The 18,517-nt window shown below is 63.3% G+C and carries 12 protein-coding genes; 6 read left to right on the top strand and 6 right to left on the bottom strand.

The genetic code is table 11. From position 1 onward, the window contains the following. Positions 1 to 3 precede the first annotated feature (3 nt). Genes QWU44_RS09935 through QWU44_RS09925 form a run of 3 tightly spaced genes read left to right on the top strand, consistent with a single transcriptional unit; the run spans position 4 to position 4,843 of the window. Positions 4 to 1,440 (top strand): hypothetical protein, encoded by a 1,437-nt coding sequence (locus tag QWU44_RS09935; RefSeq protein WP_370915526.1) that lies wholly within the window; start codon positions 4 to 6, stop codon positions 1,438 to 1,440. After that, positions 1,440 to 2,462, top strand: coding sequence for a glutamate ABC transporter substrate-binding protein (locus QWU44_RS09930; protein WP_370915525.1), 1,023 nt, complete (start codon positions 1,440 to 1,442; stop codon positions 2,460 to 2,462). The genes QWU44_RS09935 and QWU44_RS09930 overlap by 1 nt, the downstream gene beginning before the upstream one ends. Before the next feature lie 2 nt (positions 2,463 to 2,464). After that, a complete protein-coding gene (locus tag QWU44_RS09925; protein WP_370915524.1) occupies positions 2,465 to 4,843 on the top strand; it encodes a tetratricopeptide repeat protein in 2,379 nt (792 codons plus the stop codon). A gap of 65 nt (positions 4,844 to 4,908) precedes the next feature. On the opposite strand, the gene QWU44_RS09920 is transcribed toward QWU44_RS09925, so the two are convergent. The 6 genes from QWU44_RS09920 to QWU44_RS09895 form a co-directional block, all read right to left on the bottom strand. Beyond that, the gene (locus QWU44_RS09920; RefSeq protein ID WP_370915523.1) at positions 4,909 to 7,173 is read right to left on the bottom strand and encodes a hypothetical protein; all 2,265 of its coding nucleotides are present in this window, start codon (positions 7,171 to 7,173) and stop codon (positions 4,909 to 4,911) included. Between the two features lie 322 nt (positions 7,174 to 7,495). Further along, positions 7,496 to 7,963: a DUF2599 domain-containing protein gene (locus QWU44_RS09915; protein WP_370915522.1), complete on the bottom strand. Its 468-nt coding sequence runs from the start codon at positions 7,961 to 7,963 to the stop codon at positions 7,496 to 7,498. A 138-nt stretch (positions 7,964 to 8,101) separates the two neighbouring features. After that, a complete protein-coding gene (locus QWU44_RS09910; protein ID WP_370915521.1) occupies positions 8,102 to 9,187 on the bottom strand; it encodes a permease in 1,086 nt (361 codons plus the stop codon). Continuing rightward, entirely contained in the window at positions 9,184 to 10,032 is an 849-nt protein-coding gene (locus tag QWU44_RS09905) for a TIGR03943 family protein (protein WP_370915520.1), read from the bottom strand. The genes QWU44_RS09910 and QWU44_RS09905 overlap by 4 nt, the downstream gene beginning before the upstream one ends. Before the next feature lie 12 nt (positions 10,033 to 10,044). Next, positions 10,045 to 13,305, bottom strand: coding sequence for an alkaline phosphatase (phoA, locus tag QWU44_RS09900; protein ID WP_370915519.1), 3,261 nt, complete (start codon positions 13,303 to 13,305; stop codon positions 10,045 to 10,047). A 317-nt stretch (positions 13,306 to 13,622) separates the two neighbouring features. After that, on the bottom strand, positions 13,623 to 15,107 hold the full coding sequence (locus tag QWU44_RS09895; RefSeq protein WP_370915518.1) for a helix-turn-helix domain-containing protein: 1,485 nt from the start codon (positions 15,105 to 15,107) through the stop codon (positions 13,623 to 13,625). 240 nt (positions 15,108 to 15,347) lie between these two features. On the opposite strand from QWU44_RS09895, the gene fepB reads away from it, so the two are divergent. The 3 genes from fepB to QWU44_RS09880 are packed head-to-tail and all read left to right on the top strand — an operon-like array spanning position 15,348 to position 18,513. Further along, the gene (gene fepB, locus QWU44_RS09890; protein ID WP_370915517.1) at positions 15,348 to 16,379 is read left to right on the top strand and encodes a Fe2+-enterobactin ABC transporter substrate-binding protein; all 1,032 of its coding nucleotides are present in this window, start codon (positions 15,348 to 15,350) and stop codon (positions 16,377 to 16,379) included. Positions 16,380 to 16,402: 23 nt separating this feature from the next. Beyond that, positions 16,403 to 17,458: a FecCD family ABC transporter permease gene (locus QWU44_RS09885; RefSeq protein WP_370915516.1), complete on the top strand. Its 1,056-nt coding sequence runs from the start codon at positions 16,403 to 16,405 to the stop codon at positions 17,456 to 17,458. Next, entirely contained in the window at positions 17,455 to 18,513 is a 1,059-nt protein-coding gene (locus QWU44_RS09880) for a FecCD family ABC transporter permease (protein ID WP_370915515.1), read from the top strand. The genes QWU44_RS09885 and QWU44_RS09880 overlap by 4 nt, the downstream gene beginning before the upstream one ends. Positions 18,514 to 18,517: the final 4 nt, after the last annotated feature.

Raw genomic sequence — 18,517 nt, 5'->3', positions numbered from 1 at the left:
GAAATGACCGGCGCACCCGAGCCCACCGCGTTGACCGAGGACACCCAGGACCACTGGTTGGACCGGGTCAGCGGTGCAGAGCGGCAGCGCAACCGGCATCCCTTCTTCGCGTTGGCCCAGGAGACCTTCGGTCAGCCATTCCACTGGGTGCGCAGAACCTTCGGTTTCCTCCGTACTTCTCCCGGCAAGATGACGGCGATGACCATGGTGATCACCGTGGCGATCTTTGCGGCCGGTTTCTCCATGTCGCAGTCCTCGGCCGCCCGGAAGGAGGCTCTCGGGACGCTGATCACCAACACCGAGCCGACGTCGTACGCCGCACACAACCTCTACACCTCATTGTCCGTTGCGGATACGACCGCAACCACCGGTTTCGCACAGGCTGGTGTGGAACCCCCCCAGACCCGGCAGGCATACAATGATTCGATCCGACGGGCGAGTACGGCTGCAGGCAGGGCCGCCGCCGGAGTGGCCGATCTGGATAGTCGCTCAGGTCAGCTCATTTCGCAGATCCAGCGCCAGTTGCCCGTCTACACCGGGCTGATCGAGACCGCACGCACGAACAATCGGGTGGGGAACCCGGTCGGTGCAGCGTATCTCGCGGAGGCCTCCGCACTCATGCGCACCTCGATTCTCCCCGCTGCCGCGGAACTGTTCGAGCTGACGTCGGAGGAGGTCCGGGAACAGCAGTCGCGGCTGACGCAGCCGCAGTGGATACCGCTTTCCGGACTCGCGGCCGCGATCCTGCTGCTTCTGCTCGCCCAGCGTTGGCTCGCGGTACGGACGCGACGCTGGTTCAACAAGGGATTCGTCATCGCCACGGTACTCATGACCGTTGCCCTGCTGTGGGTCGGGGGCGCGAACTTCGTCACCTGGAATGCAGGCACGAAGGGATTCGAGGAGGCGTCACAACCGCTCCAGTCCCTCACGACCGCACGGATCGCGGCGCAGAAGGCCCGTACGGAGGAGACGCTGGCGCTGGTCCGTCGCCAGAGTGCCAGCAGTGGCGCCAGCTTCCTGACATCCACCCGTTCCATCGACCACGCTCTCGACTCCTACGAGGCCTCGGTGCTAAGCCAGACCGACGTCAATTCCGCGAACGCCGATATCGCCCGCCAGTCCCTGGCCTACTGGCGGCTCGCGCATTCGATACTCACGGATGACCAGGCGGCCGGAGACTATGCGGGTGCCCTGGAAACGGCGCTGGGTACCCGAGGTGTGGAACGTTCACCCAGCGACGGAACTGCCGCGAGTGCCTTCGATTCGCTCGACTCCGCACTGGCATCCATGATCGACGACGCACGGGCGTCACTGCGGAGTTATATCGCCGACGGTCTGAAGGCAACGACCCGGGTGTCCTCCATGGTTCTACTGCTCAGTCTACTGGCGATGGTGTCAACCATGGTGGGTATCCGCCCTCGGCTTCAGGAGTATCTGTGATGCGTCTTCCCAAGCCCCTGACAGTGGCTGTACTCGCAGTCGCGTCCGTCCTGGCAGCCTGCTCGATGCCCGAGCATCACGAGGCACAGCCGGTGTGGACCTCAACGAACGATTCGCCACTGCCACTGCCTCCCGGCGCTGTGGTGGAAAAGGCCGGCAGCAAACCGGGGCGACCGTTCATGGTCGACGGTCTCCTAGGATCCCGACGGCCCGGCGCAGAGACCGTCGCCGAACGGGTTCCGGAGATTCTCGAACGTGGCCGCCTGATCGTCGGTGTCGGTCAATCTCAGAATCTCCTGAGCTTCCGGGACTCCACGACGGGCGAGTTAGAGGGCTTCGAGGTGGACATCGCCCGCGAGATAGCCCGGGATATTTTCGGGGATCCCTCGAAGGTTGACTTTCGGTTCGTGGATTCCGCTGACCGTGTCCTGGCACTCGAATCAGGGACGGTGGATATCGTGATCCGCTCCATGGCCATCACACGGAGTCGACAGGACCAGGTGGCGTTCTCCACTCCGTATTTCACGGCCCGGACACGGATGCTCGTGATGGAGTCCTCGAATCTCTCCTCCCCCGATGATCTGGCGGGCCGCACGGTGTGTGTCACCGAGGGGTCGACCGCTGCGGAGCGGACCCGGATTCTCGCCCCGGAAGCTGATCTACTCCTGGTACGCAACTGGGCCGACTGCCTCGTAGCGGTGCAGCAGTACCAGGCCGACGCCATCATCTCGGATGACGCGATCCTCTCCGGGATAGCCGGGCAGGATCCCTACACCCGCCTCGTCGGGCCTTCCCTCGGCAGGGAACAGTACGGGGTCGGCATCGCCTCTCCCGGGTACCGGCACGACACGGACGGCCTGATCCGCCAGGTGAACGCCACGATCGAGCGGATACGTAGTGACGGCACCTGGTGGCGGCTGTACAACCAGTGGCTCGGCCCCTACCAGTCGACCGACGGGCCACCGGCCCTCGATTACCGCCCGGAGCCAGACCGAAACAAGCTGCAGGAAGACAAGGGTTAAGCATGGCCGAGTACGAGATGGGCACCGAAGCCGTCCCCTACAACCCTTTCGAGGACGACGACTACGAGGACGACGACACGATTCACGCGCTCCTCGATGATCTCGAGAGTATGCGCGACGACGCCGCCACAGCTACGGCACCAGCCCCCGGCACTGCGCCTGCCACCGCCCCCACCCCCACCCAGACCGCTGCATCCTCGATGCCCGTCGAAGACGCCGGAACTCGATCTCGTCAACAGGCACTCTCAACGTTTCGGAAGCGGCGGTCGTCGGCACGCAGAGGTCGATTCGTCGCCGACGGGATGGTCCAGCTTCCGTTTATCAGGCTCCGTGACCCCATGGAGGCGATCATGGACCCCACCGAAGACATCGCCAGGGGCGTCGAACCTCCCGCATTGTCCCCCGGTGACATGATCGCCGAACAGTACGAGGTTGCAGGGGTCCTCGCCCACGGGGGCATGGGCTGGGTCTACCTCGCCCAGGACCGCAACGTGTCAGGCAGGTGGGTCGTCCTCAAGGGTATGATCTCCGATCCAAACAACCAGCACCGTTCAGTTGCCGAAGCCGAACGGGAATTCCTCGCTGACATCACACACCCCGGTATCGTCAAGATCTTCAACTTCATCGACGACCCCGGAACCAACTCCAGTTTTATCGTCATGGAATACGTCGGTGGTCCCTCACTCCGGGATCGGCGCCGTAAACAACCGGACGGCATCTTCGATGTCGCACTCGCCATCGGATACATCCTCGAGATTCTGCCCGCCCTCGACTACCTGCACTCCCGGGGCGTCGTCTACAACGATCTCAAGCCGGACAACATCATCGTCACCGAGGATCAGGTGAAACTCATCGATCTCGGAGCGGTCAGCGGTGTCGGCGCGTTCGGATTCATCTATGGTACCCGGGGTTTCCAGGCCCCCGAGGTTCCCACCGAGGGCCCCAGTGTAGCCAGTGACATCTACACCATCGGCCGTACCCTCGCAGCCATGACCTGCAACCTTCCAGTCGTCGACGGTGCCTACGCACCCGGCATCCCCTCCCCCGCGGGTGAACCGGTACTCCGCAGGCATCTGTCCTTCTACCGACTACTCCTGCGTGCCACCCACGACGACCCCACCCGTCGATTCCGCGACGTCAACGAATTGTCCACCCAACTCTACGGTGTACTCCGGGAAATCCTTGCGATCCGCGACGGTAAACAATTCCCCGCGCAGCATTCCCTGTTCTCTCCGCAGCGTACAACCTTCGGCACCAAGCACCAGGTTTTCCGTACCGACCAGCTCATCGACGGCATCGAACGGGAGGTCCGGATCACTGCTCCCGAAGTGGTCGCCGCGTTGCCCGTTCCCCTCATCGACCGAAGTGACGTCGGCGCAGGTCTCCTGTCTGGGTCGTCCTACGCTGAACCGCTCGAAGCCCTGGAAACAATGCGGCAGGCAATGCAGACCGAAGAATATTCAGCATCCACCGAGATCCCCCTCGGCGTCGTCCGCGCCCTCCTCGACCTCGGATTCACGCTGGAAGCCAAGCAATGGCTCGATTCCTTATCCGAACGACTCGGCCTTGACTGGAGACACCAGTGGTACTCAGGAGTCACCGATCTCCTCCTCGACGATTACGCAGCCGCACAAGATCACTTCAACAACGTTCTCAACATCGTCCCCGGTGAACCCGCCCCCAAGCTCGCACTCGCTGCGGTAGATGAGATGCTCCTGCAACAACTCGGACACACCCACCGTCCGCTTCTTGACCAGGATGCCATCCACACCGCCGCACATTCCGCCGGCACCGACGCGGCCCTGCACATGGACGTTCTGTCCACCCTGGGGGAAAGCTGGTCGCATCTGACCTCCGACCCCGTTGCGCTCCGGTTCCACTCCATGCGGCTCTATGCCCTCGTGTGGGCTACGAACCCTACGACCGTGTCCTCCGCGTTCGGCATGGCCCGACAGCTCATGGCCGAAAAACAGGTGGAGCTCGCAGTGAGCGCCCTCGACCGCGTACCGCAAGCGTCCCGGCATCAACGGATGGCTAAATTGACCACGATTCTGCTCCTTGTCTCCGGCGAACCACGCATGCTCACCGAGTCCAGGATCCGGCGCGCGGCACGTCGTCTGGAGGAGATTCCCACAAACGAGCCCCGTCTCCTGCAAATCAAGATCGGGGTACTCAGTGCGGGATTGAACTGGTTGCGGGCCACAGCCCTCGACTGCTCCGCCAGCCCGAACACACTATTCGGGTTCCCGTTCTCCCAGCGAGGGTTGCGGGCCGCGCTCGCGGACACCCTACGCAGTCAGGCCCGCATGGCGCCGTCCGCCAGGCACCGGTATGCACTCGTCGACATGGCTAATGCTGTGCGACCACCGACGTGGTTCTGAATTGACAGCAGGTCCGGAAGCCGATGGAGTCGACGACTTCCGAGCTTGCGCATAAACCGCGTGAGTTACAGGTTCTCCAGAAATTCCTTGTCCTTCTCCGTCGCCAATTTATAGAAAAAATCCGTCATGGAAACACGGTATTTCCTCTGTCCGTGCGGTTGATCGGTGATCTCGCCGGGTGTGATCGCACCGTAGAAATACTCAAAGCCGTAGCTCACGGCATTTAGAAAATGCCCTGCGGCAGCTAAGTCATCGGGATTGTCCCTGAAATTCTCGGATTCGTTGAGCACGAGATTGAAGAACTCATCTGCCAAGAACTCGGGAGTCATGTGACTGGCGGTCTCGGGGTTGTTGTAAGAACCGTAGTAATTCTCATTCCATCCGTTCGCCTGTTCGTGGGGAACGAGTTGAATCGCTTTAGTCCGGGTGTGCCCAGTCGCCGGTCCACCGTCAGCTCCACCGTGCAGCCCCTGTTCGTATTCAGCGATTCCGTGCACGATCATCTGCGCCTTCTGGTAGTCGGACAAGGGCGCGAGCGTGTACTCGTTCAATCCTAGATTGCGGCGGAGAGTGTTGATGTTCACCAGCATGCGCTGGCTATACCGGTCGTTGAGAGCCATGATTGGCTGCAGCGTCGCAACGTCCTCTGCGGGTAGGACATATTGAACCCACTGGTCTTTGTCCTTCGTGTAGAAATAGCCTTTCCCGTCATCGATCTCGGCACGGATCGTTGCGTGAATGTCATCCATCAGTGCTTTCGCCTGACGGTACCCCGGCCCGTCAAAACCACCGACTACCGCATCAATACTGTCAAAGTCATCGTATTCCGGGTCACTGTCCGCAGTGCGGCCGTCAGGCAACGTTTTCTTCACCAGTTGCGCAACATCGTAGATCTCTTTCACGGTAATATGCTGTGTTTCTCCGTCTAGAGTCCACGGGGTGATCGGACGGGCGGCGAGCTCTGCTTTCGCAGCAGCCTGCTGCTCATCGTGTTGCTGAATCTTCTGCTGTTCCGCATCGAACTGTTCACCGATACGGTCACGGTCAATAGCGATTGTGCGTTCTTCCGTGGCGAGTGCCTCAAGCGTTGCCTCGGGGTCATCAAGCACTGCCTGTGCACGAGATAATGCGTTATCAATATTCACACGGAGGCCGATCCCCCGGGCCTGCGGCTCATACTGAGTCCTAATCTGCTCGACAATCTCCCGGATCTTCGCTCGGCGGGCTTCCTCTGCCGTCTCATCACTGGTTTCATCGATCCCAGCGTATCCGACAAACTGGGTGGTAAATCTTTCCAATTGTGCAGATGCGGCACGGATGCCGTCAGCCTTGGTGTGCTGAGGATTCGCGAGGATCGCCTTGGGCGCCCGAAGAAGCCCCTTCAAGGACTCACCGTAGACACCCATTCGCGGGATCAACTGTTCAGCACGGTTGACCTGTTTCTGAAGTTCCTCCAGTGCGAGTTCTCTCTCGGACTTCGGCTCCGGCTGAACCGTTGGTTCCGCCGGAGTCGGCTCAGCCGATGTCATTACCGTCGTCGAACTAACACTCGTCGTTGACGCCGGAGTCGGCTCAGCCGATGTCATTACCGTCGTCGAACTAACACTCGTCGTTGACGCCGGAGTCGGCTCAGCCGATGTCGCTACCGTCGTCGAACTAACACTCGTCGTTGACGCCGGAGTCGGCTCAGCCGATGTCGCTACCGTCGTCGAACTAACACTCGTCGTTGACGCCGGAGTCGGCTCAGCCGATGTCGCTACCGTCGTCGAACTAACACTCGTCGTTGACGCCGGAGTCGGCTCAGCCGATGTCGCTACCGTCGTTTCAGATTCACCATCATCCTCCGGCACCTCAGTCGCCGGGGTCGTGCCTGCAGTGGTGCTCGTGGCGGGCCCCACAGCCGTGGTTGCTTCAGTGGATGTGGTCGTGGTGGTCCGGGTTTCGGTTGTCGTTGGGGGAACCTCCGCTGAGGACACTGGGGATGCAGAGGTGGTGCTCACCGTTGTCTGTGGTGTGGGTTGCACGGTCGTTGCGGCTGTGCTCGGTGTCGCCTCATTCGATCCAGTGACCGGGTCCCCGGCAGTAGCGCCGGGTGTGGGGTCGGAGCTGCCGGTATACATGGACCTCACCAGAGAACCGAGTCCCAGCAAAAGCGCGGAAACAGCCAGGAAACCACTAATGCGCACGAAATGTGCCAGGCCAATATGGGAGATCGGGAACGTCATCGTCTGCAGTTCCGGACGGAATGCCGAACCAGCGAGGGTAACGGTATCCGCCGTAGCCGGGGAGAAATCGTGTCCGGGGGTGGACCCGGCCTGAGCTGTGACCACGCCGCCTTCCCCAGGAGTCGCGACTGCGGCTGCATCGGAAAACTGACCCGTGCCTGGATTCAGGGAGGATGAATGTACGGTACCTGGGGCCGTGTTCCGGACCAGGATAGGGTCGACGGTCGCGCTACCACACGCAGTGACAGATCCCGCTAAGAGAGGAAGGATGAGTGCCTGGATTATCACCGGACGTTTATTGGACATAAGAGAACGATCACCATATCTTCACAGTGGCATAACCAGTTGCAGTAAACTGGCTATCAAAAATTTTTCTGAATAATAATATTATCTCATGAACGGCGTGAGAATCACAGGAACCGTACAACTAATTACACAGCTCCCGGATAAAACCCTCATAGCCCTTATCCGGGCGTGCCGCCTCGAGGTTCCAGGTTCGCTTCGTACGGAGAAGCGCACGGTAGTGGAAGTGGCAGGTGAACTGGTTCCGGAGCGTCGCGGTGTTCGGTACACCCCTATGAGTCGCATCCCGCCAAGCAATGTCCGCTGCGGAGTCCGGGAACCGCGCGATACCCGGACTGACGGTGATTTCGTAGCGTGGCGCCCCCTGAAATACGGAGACATCCACCCTCCTAACGAACGTGCTCGTGTCCGGTTCCACGAACAGTCGAGTCCCTGGCGCAGGGGCCTGGACATCAGGGGGCGCGAAAAGCAGATCAAGGCTGTCGTGCCTTCGCGCTACGGGGAACAGATCCAACAGATCTTCAAGCAGTTCACCTCTCGAAGCAGTGGTGGCAGCAACCGGCGCGGTGACTACCATCCCCGCAAGTAGCACGATAGTAATTGTACTTCGGCGGATCATTCGCCCGACGCTGTTCATACTATGCCCGTCTCTCCGGTAGCCTGTGCTGACCAGGGGAAAGTTCCCCTGGTCAGCACAGGCTACCGGAGACCCCCGGATCACAACGATCTCTCAGAGAACCCCGAAGATGATTGTCCCCACGGCAACGGCGGACAGTACCCCGCAGATCAGGACCATGGGTACGAAGCGGACGACGAAGCGCGGACCGAACGCACCGGCTTGCATGGAAATGAGCTTGATGTCCACCATGGGGCCGACAACGAGGAATGCGAGCTGCGCGGTTGGGGACACGGCGCTGAAGGATGCGGCGACGAAAGCGTCGGCTTCGGAGCAGAGGGAAAGCAGAATCGCCAGACCCACCATCACGAGGACGGCGAGCAGTGGTGTCTGTGAGATCTGCGCGAACCAGGATGAGGGGACGCTGACCTTGATGAGTGCGGCGACCATAGCGCCAAGGACGAGGAATCCTCCGGCCTGGGTCAGGTCGTGGAGTGCCGTCATTTGGAATCTGCGCCACTGCCAGCTCCGTCTCCCGGCCTGGTCGGTGGCGGAAGCGCAGTGGTCATCGGCACAACCGCCGAAGCCTGCACCATCGGGGGCGGTGACCCGGATGTCGTCGTCACGGCCAATGATGATCCACAGCCACCCGGCGATGAGGACCGCGAGGAAGGATGCGATGAACCGGGCCCAGGCCATCTCGGGCAGGGCGTTGAACGCGACGGCGGTGGAGACGATGACCACCGGGTTCAGTGCCGGGGAGGCGAGCATGAACACGAGCGCGGCTGCCTTGGACACCCCGTTGCGCATGAAGGACTGGGCGACGGGAACGGAGGCGCATTCGCAGCCGGGCAGAGCGATGGCGACGGTTCCGGCGACGGGGACGGCGAGGAAACTGTTGCGGGGTGTGATCCGTTGGAGGAATCCGGGGGGAGCGAACGCCGCGATGAGGGCAGACACGGTTACACCGAGGACCAGGAAGGGCAGGGCCTGGATCGCGACGGCGACGGTGATGGCGGCCCAGGATTCGACGGTTCCGTTCATGTTCCAGAGCGGGTCGGTCGCGGAGGTAGGGCCGATGCCGAACTGAGTCCACAGGACGACGACGATGCCGAGTGCCGTGAACTCCCAGAGTGCGAGCTGGCGGGGAGTGACGCGGAACTTCTTGTCGACGCCCGCGTCTGTCGGTGTGGTACTCACAGGTATGGAATCCTCGGTTCGTTGGTGGCGGTGATTGATTCTGGGGTGAGCACGAGGTGTGAGTCGGAGGCGTCAACATCAACGGTGCCGACCACCTCGACCCAGGTGTCATCCGGGAGATCCGAGCCACCGGCGAGCGTGGCGGAGTAGGCGACGGCGTCGGCGGCGCAGCAGAAGATCTTGTAGCGATTGACCGTTACTTTTCCGCCGTCGCCAGCAGAGTGCTCCCCGCTGTCGTCGAAGCTGGCGGCACCGCCGTGGGAGATGAATCCGATGACCTTGATCTTCTTTCCCGCCAGATCCTCCAGATCACCGTAGGAATAGCGGTTGTGCAAATCGTCGAGGTTGAGTTCGTTGATGCCGGTGTCGGACAGTGGGTCGAAGTTCACTCCGCTGCGGGGCGCCGTGGCGGCACGGCCTGCGCCACCCGCGAGGGCCGCGTCGCGTTCCGTACCGCTGGCGGTATTGTCCAGCATCGCCGCGCCGAGTGGGGAAGGGGAGCCGATGACGACGAGCAGGAACGGGACGAACACCAGCCAGGCGATCGGTGATACCTTCGCTTTCTCGCCACCGGCCCGGTTCTCGTGACGTGCGCCGAACCAGAGCACGGAAAGTGCGAGGCCGGTGACGAGAAGCGCGACGGTGAGGGTCATGGGGTGCCAGAAGGTTCTGATGTAGGTGGCGAGCCGACCCGTGGCGAGCAGCGCGAGGACGAGCACTCCGGTGAGGAGCCACAGGACCGCGATGATCTGGGCCGAGAAACCCGGACCGGCCACCGGGCCATGGTCGACAGGTGTGTCGTGGGCATGGTCGTGGTGGTCGTTCCGGTCCGGGTGGTTGATCATGGTGTCCCTTTTCTAGCCTCGGGCGCTGGAGCGTCGACGACCTGAGATGAATGCGGTGACGGCAATCAGGATAACCAGGACGAGGAATCCGAGGCCGATCCACATCTTCGCGGACGAGCTGGTGGGGGTGCCGTTGGCCTCCTTCGCCGCGGACGCGTCGGGGGCGGTTTTCTCGGTCGCTTCCCAGCGGGCCGCCAGGTTGATGCCCGCGCCATCGGTGTCCAGGTCGAGGGCGTTGGCGATGACGTAGTGGATGTCGGTCTGGTCGATGTGCCCGACGACGTTCGCCGCGCCGGGTCCTTCGGCTGCGACCCGCAACTGTGCGCCGGTGTGGGTCTGGGAACCGAGCGCCTCTTCATCGTCGTTGGACTTGGCGGTGGCGTAGTTGACGGTAATCTCGTCGCCGTCTGCGGTGACCAGTTTGGTGGTGCGCCCGGCGGTCGCCCGGTCGTTCGCGGTGATCTGCGAGGTGTGGGCGTGGTCGGCGGTGGTGATGATGAGGGTGGGTTCCCCTGTTTTCTTCACCCATTCGCGGGCCGCCTGGATCGCGTCATCGAGTTCCTGGGCCTCGCCGATCTGGCCGCAGATGTCGGCGTCGTGGTCGGCTTTGTCGATGGAGGCGGATTCGATCTGGACGAGGAATCCGTCGTCATTGCGCAGCAGGTCGAGTGCCTTCGTGGTCATCTGTGCGAGGCTGGGCACCTCGGCACCGCGTTCCTGGTTCTCGGTGCAGCGCATACCCTGTCCGACGGCTGGTTCGACGGTGGGGATGCTCTGTTCCCAGATCCGCGGCAGGTTTCCCTCGGCGAAGAGTCCGAGGACGGGGACGTCCTGGTCGGCTTCCTTGACGGCGTCGAGCTCATCGGCCGAGGTGACGATGGTGAAACCCTGGTTCCGGGCGTTGTCGAGGACCGAGTCGCCCTTGGTCCAGGTGTGTCCGTCCCAGTCGCCGCCCGCCTGGACTTTCTGCTCGAAGTACTTCGCACCGCCGCCGAGGGTGAGGTCGGCGCGGGTGTCGATGAGCTGCTCGGAGATGGATCCGAGGCCACCGTACTCGCGGAATTGCTTCTCGAAGCCCTCGCCCTGGCAGGTCTTGCTGTTCTTATCGTATTCCGGGCCGTAGCACTTGCGGTTGAGTGCATGACTACCGACGGCTGCGGGAGTGGCGTCCTGAACCTCTGCGGTGGTGACGTTGCCGGTCTTCATCCCCTTGGCCTTGGCCAGTTCGATGATGTTGGGGACGGGGGTTCCGTCGACCGTGATGCCGAGGCCACCGTTGTAGGTCTTGGCTCCGGTGGCCCAGCCGGTGGCCGATGCCGCGGAGTCGGTGACGTAGGTGGGGCCGCCGAGTTCTGGGTCGAGGGCGAACGTCGTGTAGTAGCCGGTATAGGGCAGGGCGTCGATCCCGGGGAGCCGGCCGTTCGCGCCGTAGAGGTAGTCGCGCGCGGAGGTGATCTCGCTGTCGCCCATCCCGTCGCCGATGAACAGGATCACGTTCTTGGCCTTCTCGTCATCGAGGCCCTGGCCTTCCTTGGCGAACTGGGCGCAGTCGCCTGGCCCGGAGACGAACCCGTTGTCGCCGACCTTGTAGCAGGTGGCGAGGGGGTCTGCGGGGTCAGTGCGGTGAGCGGTCGCCGCGTCATAGGTCTTCGCGGAGTCCTCCGTGGTCACCGAGGGCTCGATGGTCGGCACGTCATTGATCTGCAGGGCGTTGGCGACGGTGAAGAAAAGATCGGTTTGGTCGGTCTGCCCGATGACGTTCTCCTCTCCGGGGCCGTAGGCGGCGACGCGGAGCTGGGAACCGTTGTGCTGCTGGGATGCCTTCGGGTTGTCGGTGAGCTCCTGCAGCGGGAGGCTGCCGTAGGCGATGGTCTGCGAGGATCCCTCCTCGGTGCGCAGGCGAGTGGTGGCGGCGACGGAGTTCTGGCCGTCGTAGATGAGCTGGGTGGAATGCGCGTGGTCAGCGGTGACGACGACGAGCGTGTTGCCGTCCTTTTTCGCGAAGTCGAGTGCGGCTTTCACGGTCTCATCGAGGCGTTCGACCTCACCGATCATCCCGCAGGCGTCCGCCGCGTGGGCACGCTTGTCGATGGATGCTGATTCGACTTGCAGAAGGAATCCCTTGTCAGCGGATGGGTCGTCGAGAAGTTCGATGGCCTTCCGGGTCATGTCGACCAGTTCGGGTTGGCCTTTCGTGTCCTGCTTTTCACAGGCGAGTGGGCGTCCCGAGGCGCCGTCGACGGTGGCCTTGGAGGGCGCATAGCGGGTGATCATGTTGCCGTCGTCGAACAATCCGAGCAGCGGGGCGTCCTGATTCGCGCTGGTGACGGAATCGAGGGCCGCAGCATCCTGGACGACGGTGAACCCGTTGTCTTTCGCGTTGTCCAGCACCGATTTGCCTGCGGTCCAGGTTGTGTTGGTGGGCAGGAACGGCGACACTCCCTGCCCCTCGTGGATCACCTTCTGCTGGAACGCCTCGAGCCCACCGCCGAGCGTGACATCCGCGCGGGCGTCGACGATCTGCTCCGCGATGGAGCCGAGTCCACCGTTCTGCCGGTACTGGGCGGCGAAGGCCTCGCCCTGACAGGCCTTGGAGTTCTCCTCCTCCTGCGGGCCGTAGCACTTCCGGTTGAAGGCGTGCGCGACGAAGGCCGCCGGGGTGGCGTCCTCGATCTCCGAGGTAGTGACGTTGCCGGTGCGAAGTCCGGCTTTCTTGGCCTTCTCCAGGAGGTTCTCGACCGGCTTCTGTTCCAGGTCCACGCCGACGGCACCGTTGTAGGTTTTGATGCCGGTGGTCCAGGATGTTGCGGACGCGGCGGAGTCGGTGACGTAGTTGAAGGAGCCGTCCCGGTCCACCGAGTGATGGGTGTAGGCCCCGGTGGAGGTGAAGGCATCGAGGCCCTCGAAACGTCCGGCTGCGCCCTTGAGGTAGTTGCGGGCGGCGGTGATCTCCTGCTGACCCATGCCGTCACCGATGACGATGATGACGTTCTTGGCGTGGTCCTCGGTCCGCTTCTGGCCGACGGTGCCAAACTGGGCGCACTCACCGGGCTTGAGGGCACGGACCGTTCCGTCCTCGGCGATGGGGTTGCACTTCTCCGGCCCGTTGTACTGACCTCCGGGCCCGGTGACCGGGGCTTTTTCTGTGGCTGGGAGGCGTTCGGGGTCTGCTGCGGCACTGAGGGGGAGAGTGACGGCAAGCGTTGTGGCGAGGAATCCCCCCACCACGGCGCGGATCACGCGGCTGTGTGTTCGACGTTCATTGACGGTCATGTGTCAGGCTTTCCATGTCGGAGGTGACGGAGCTGAGAGACGTGACGACGTGTTGTCGTCCCAGGGCTCAACCAGTCCACCACTCCGGGGTTAACCGAACATGGCACTACGAAGTAACCGGTACCCAACACTTCGTGAACACCAGCCGAATATACGTCCCATCGAAACACCTTCAGGACACTATTGAAAACAGTACTCGATAAATCTCGGCGGCACCACCCCCACCGAAACCAATCATGGACGCCTGACCCGAAACAGAGTGCGCCGCCCCGCGCCCCCGGCGCGGACAACGGGCACGCCAACAGCGACACGTTCACTCACCCCGTGGCGCCCGGATCGACCAGCAAACTGTAGCGAGGAGGAACGTTGATGCGTTTCCCCACCATCACAGGCCCCGGTTGGGAATGGGCGATCTCCGAGTACTGCTTGGGCGTCATACTGTGCGCGGTAGCAAACGCCCTGGTAAACGCAGCGGCATGTGCATACCGCAGGGTGCGTGCCGTCTCGGTGGGACTCTTTCCCTGCGCCAGGAGGATACGGGCGAGGGTCATCCGGCGAACATAGTTGTGTCGTTGCCTGCTCAACACCTCGGGAAGAGACTCCGGTGAGGACCCGGACCGTCCCTCTCCGGCCCCCGACCAGACAGGCACCCCCGCAATGATCCGTTCCTCGGCGAGGACCCGAAATATGTCGTCATGCCGGGAACCCGGGACGGCAACCTGGGTATAGGTCGAGACAGCCGTGCGTAGTAGATCAGCGGCACCAAAGTCAGAAAGATCGACGACGGTGAGTGCTCGCACCGAATCGAACAACTCCGCGTCGTCGGGATATCGAAAACCGAGGGGAAGAACCAGCGTCTGCGGAGCCATCGCCACATGGACCGCGACATTCGCCGGAAGCACCACCCCCTGCCCCGCACCGACAGCGGTGGTAACCCCACCTGCGGTGACCGTTGCCCGCCCGGTGACAACCCACAGGAAGATGTCGCCACGGTTGATGTTCCGCCACGTTTCATTCTCAGGCACACCGGGGTCCGCGAGACTGATTTTGGCGACCTCGGAGCACGACTCCCGCGCCAGCGCAGCAGCCGGGGTCATTCCCGTCTCTGCACGAAAGGCACGGATGAGTTCGCTCGCACCGGGATAACCGGTGGAATGAGCGGCGAACTGCAGGCTACGGCCACGGGCTATGAGGGCGATCGCCTCGTTGAGCCGGACCCGGGTGATCCACCGGCTGACACTCAAGGTGGTTTCCGCCCGAAACCTCCGCTGCACTGTCCGCACGGAGGCGCCTGCGATGCCCGCGAGCTCGGCGACGCTTCGGTTGACGGAGAGATCAGCCATGACCGTCGCCGCAACAGCGGTGGCTTCTTCCGAATGCGGTTGGGGTACCACGAGCACCGGCACCGCGTCTTCCTGAGCAGCGATGATCTCCGCCGCGAGAGCACGAACGAAGTCAGTACGTGTGGCGTCGTGTTTCAGATAGCCGAGGTTCTGGGCGAACTCGAACAGGAGACGTAGCCGGAGGCTATCGGGCAGGACCGCGACGGCAGTTCGGACAACTGCGGGACACGCCATGTCAACGGGAAGTTCAACGGGAATGACCACCGCATCCTCATCACCACGGATCCGGTAGCGCAGGCCCGCAGCAACGAGTGCCACCTGCCCTGCCGATAGTGTCGTCATCGTCGCCGCTGTTTCCACGCTCGCTGTCCCGGCATAGACCCACACGATGAGAGCCCGCCTGGCGCACCGGGACACGCCCTCGATCGGGCCGCGACGGATACCGTGTGGAACTCCCATCGTTTCTGCCTTTCCCCATCCGTTTCGTCAACTCCTCCGGCCCCGGGGACAGTCGGATGACGGATGGTAAAAATCTGGCGCGCTCTGCCAACCACAGTGCGAGTATCCCACCCTAAAGTTAGGCGAGCCTTCCACTCATCCTACTGGCGTTCGCCGGACGCCCCGTCCTGCGCGGTGTCATCCGGACGAACCACAGTGGGTGACACCAACTCGACATCTGACAGGGGTGTGAATCAACCAATGGTGAAGATCCGCAGACACGCCACCGTCGTGCTCACCGTCGCCGCACTGGGCATCGCCACCATGACCGGTTGCTCCGGCAGTGACGACTCCGCGACAACCGACACAACGGCGACCGCCGGGGACACAGCGAAGACCTCCGCCTCGGGAGCGGAGGAATCCTTCCCACGAACCGTGACCGACGCGAAAGGAGAGGTCACCATCGATGCGAAACCACAGCGTGTCGTGTCGACGTCGCCGTCGATGACGGGAACCCTGCTGGCCCTCGGGGTGCCGGTCGTGGCGAGTGCCGGTGCGCCCGTGACGGACCTCACCGACGGTGACGGCTTCTTCATGCAGTGGGCCGAGATCGCCCACGACCGTGGAGTGGAGGTCGCCTACCCACGTCTCGACATCGACCTGGACGCGGTCGACTCGTTCGCGCCGGACCTGATCATCGGTTCCGTCGTCGGCGGTGATGCCGTCAACGACGAATACGCACAACTACGGGAGATCTCCACAACCGTGATGGTCGACTATCTCGACCTGTCCTGGCAGGAACAGACCCGATTCCTCGCGAAGGCCACCGGGACCGAGGACAAGGCCGAGGAACTCATCGCCGAGTATCAGAAGAAGGCACAGAAGGCAGCCGAGACGATCACGGCGCCACCTGAGCCCGCGCTCATCGGTTTCTACCGCGCGGCGGAAGGCCTGATGGTCCCGGCCCCCAGTACCCAGCACGGTGACATTCTGCGCGACCTCGGAATCACCGTCGGCGACGTCAACGACTCCGTGTCACAGCAGACGCGGCCCGACCTCCGGATGGTCAGCCGGGAGAACATGGCGGCTGCGCTGGCCGACGTGGGCAGCGTGTTCCTCTTGCAGACCGGAACTGAGTCACCCGTCGCCGCGTTCTCCGAAGACCCGCTGGTGTCCACTGTTCCAGCAGTGCAGGAAGGACACGTCTACATCTTCGGGGAGTACGCGTGGCGTCTGGATTACTACTCGGCGTTGCTCACCATTGATTCCATCGTCGAACAGTTGACCAGGTAGTTCCGCGAACAATTGCCATGCTGATGAGCCACCCAGTCGCCGTCCCCGCAGCAGCCCCTACCCGGCCCCGGCCGCACCACCGCCGGGGCCGCATGTGGGCGGTGATCTGCGGAAGCCTCGCCGTCGTGGTCACCGCGACCCTTGCCGGGTTGTTCACCGGCTCACATCCGGTGCCGCCGTCGGCGGTCATCGAGGCCATCACCGCCTTCGACCAGACGAACCCCGACCATCTCATCATCATGCGGTCGCGCCTGCCCCGGATCGCGCTGGGCCTCATCGTCGGCCTGTGTCTCGGGCTCGCCGGGGGCCTCATCCAGGCACTGACCCGCAACCCTCTCGCCGACCCCGGCATCCTGGGAATCAACGCGGGTGCCTCGCTCGCCGTGTGTGTCGCCATCGGATACGCCGGCGTCACCACCGTGTCCGGGTACGTGTGGTGGGCCTTCGCCGGGGCGGGCGTCGTGTCCGTGATGGTGTACCTGTTGGGTTCGGTGTCCCGGGGCGCGGCCTCCCCGGCGCGGCTCGCCCTCGCGGGGGCAGCGTTCACCATGGCGTTGAGTTCCGTCATCTCGATGATTCTGCTCAGCAACTACAGCGTCTTCGAGCATTTCCGCTTCTGGGCGATCGGCTCGCTCCAGGGCAGGGATGTCGACGTGCTGACGGCGGTGCTGCCGTTCGTCGCCGTCGGTTGCGTGCTCGCGCTCTTGTTGGCACGCCCTCTCAACGCGCTGGGGCTGGGGGAACAGTCTGCGGTGGGGCTCGGCGTGCGGATCGGCGTTGTGCGTCTGACCACTGCTCTTGCGGTGGTGATGCTGGCCGGTGCAGCAACCGCCGCAGCGGGCCCGATCACCTTCGTGGGTCTGGCTGCGCCGCACCTCGCCAGGCGGCTCACCGGCCCCGACAACCGGGTGCTCATCCCTGCGATCATGGCTATCGGTCCGGCGCTGCTCGTGGCTACGGATGTCGCAGGGAAGGTGATCATCGCCCCGGCAGAGCTGCAGACAGGTGTCGCCACGGCACTGCTCGGCGGGCCCATCTTCATCGCGCTTGTGCGTTCCAGGAAGGCGGTGAACCTGTGAGCACCGGGAAACCGAGGATCAGTGGCGCGGTGATCCGTGCGGTACGCATTGGGCCGGTGTCCCTCACCTACTCCCCGCGGTCCACCGTCGCGGGTGTCCTCGGCATCCTCGTCCTCGGCGCCGCCATCTTCTTCGCACTGTTGTCGGTGCGCACCGAGTTTTCTCCCGTGCAGACACTGCGGGCCGTTGTCGGGGACGGTGACGTGCGAACGGTTCGTTCCATTCAGTCACGGGCACTACCCCGGGCACTGACCGCAGCGTGTGTCGGAGGCTTGCTCGGCGTCTCCGGCGCGGTGTTCCAGTCCCTGAGCCGCAACGTCCTGGGTTCTCCGGACATCATCGGATTCACCGCCGGGGCCGCCACCGCCGCGGGGATAACCATTCTGTTCGTGACCCCCGATGTCTGGCCCGTCGCAATCGCCGCAGCCGTCGGCGGCCTGCTCACCGCCGCGATCGTCTACACGCTCGCCCGGACCCGTGGTTCAGCGAACGGTATCCGGCTGGTCCTGATCGGAATCGGTGTCGCGGCAACGGTATCGGCGATTCTCGACTTCATGCTGCTGACCTCGGACATCAGCCTCGCCACGCAGGTCCAGGGGTGGCGGGCCGGGTCCCTGTCCGGGCGGGGTTGGGAGCACGCCCGATCGGTGCTCCTCGCCACCGCCGTCCTGCTCCCCTGTCTCGTCCTGCTCCGCCGTGGCGTCGACGCCATTGAACTCGGTGACGCCACCGCCTGCAATCTGGGCATCCCGGTCGAGCGCACCCGCTTAGCCGCGATTATCGTCGCGACACTAGCCGCCTGCATCGCCACGGCCGCAACCGGGCCCATCGCGTTCATCGCGCTGGCCGGTCCGCACATCGCCCGCTTCATCACCCGCATTCCCGGGGTCACGATCCTGCATTCCTTCATCACGGGCGCGGTACTGCTCCTGCTCGCCGATCACGTGACCCAGAACATCGACATCGGACTCCGTTCCCCGGTCGGTCTCGTCACCGGTGTCCTCGGCGGCGGGTACCTCCTGATACTACTCACCCGATCTTCAACGAGGACATGACACG

It is taken from the genome of Corynebacterium sp. CCM 9203, assembly GCF_041357675.1.
GTDB lineage: Bacteria > Actinomycetota > Actinomycetes > Mycobacteriales > Mycobacteriaceae > Corynebacterium.
The sequence above is the reverse complement of the archived record's forward strand: the minus strand, read 5'-3'. Positions and strand labels throughout refer to the sequence as shown.

What these genes read in the sequence shown, in the direction of transcription:
- QWU44_RS09925 (WP_370915524.1), top strand. Translation starts at nt 2,465, where the DNA reads ATGGCCGAGTACGAGATGGGCACCGAAGCCGTCCCCTACAACCCTTTC.
- QWU44_RS09885 (WP_370915516.1), top strand. Translation starts at nt 16,403, where the DNA reads ATGAGCCACCCAGTCGCCGTCCCCGCAGCAGCCCCTACCCGGCCCCGG.
- QWU44_RS09895 (WP_370915518.1), bottom strand. Translation starts at nt 15,107, where the DNA reads ATGGGAGTTCCACACGGTATCCGTCGCGGCCCGATCGAGGGCGTGTCC.
- fepB (WP_370915517.1), top strand. Translation starts at nt 15,348, where the DNA reads ATGGTGAAGATCCGCAGACACGCCACCGTCGTGCTCACCGTCGCCGCA.
- phoA (WP_370915519.1), bottom strand. Translation starts at nt 13,305, where the DNA reads ATGACCGTCAATGAACGTCGAACACACAGCCGCGTGATCCGCGCCGTG.
- QWU44_RS09905 (WP_370915520.1), bottom strand. Translation starts at nt 10,032, where the DNA reads ATGATCAACCACCCGGACCGGAACGACCACCACGACCATGCCCACGAC.
- QWU44_RS09935 (WP_370915526.1), top strand. Translation starts at nt 4, where the DNA reads ATGACCGGCGCACCCGAGCCCACCGCGTTGACCGAGGACACCCAGGAC.
- QWU44_RS09930 (WP_370915525.1), top strand. Translation starts at nt 1,440, where the DNA reads ATGCGTCTTCCCAAGCCCCTGACAGTGGCTGTACTCGCAGTCGCGTCC.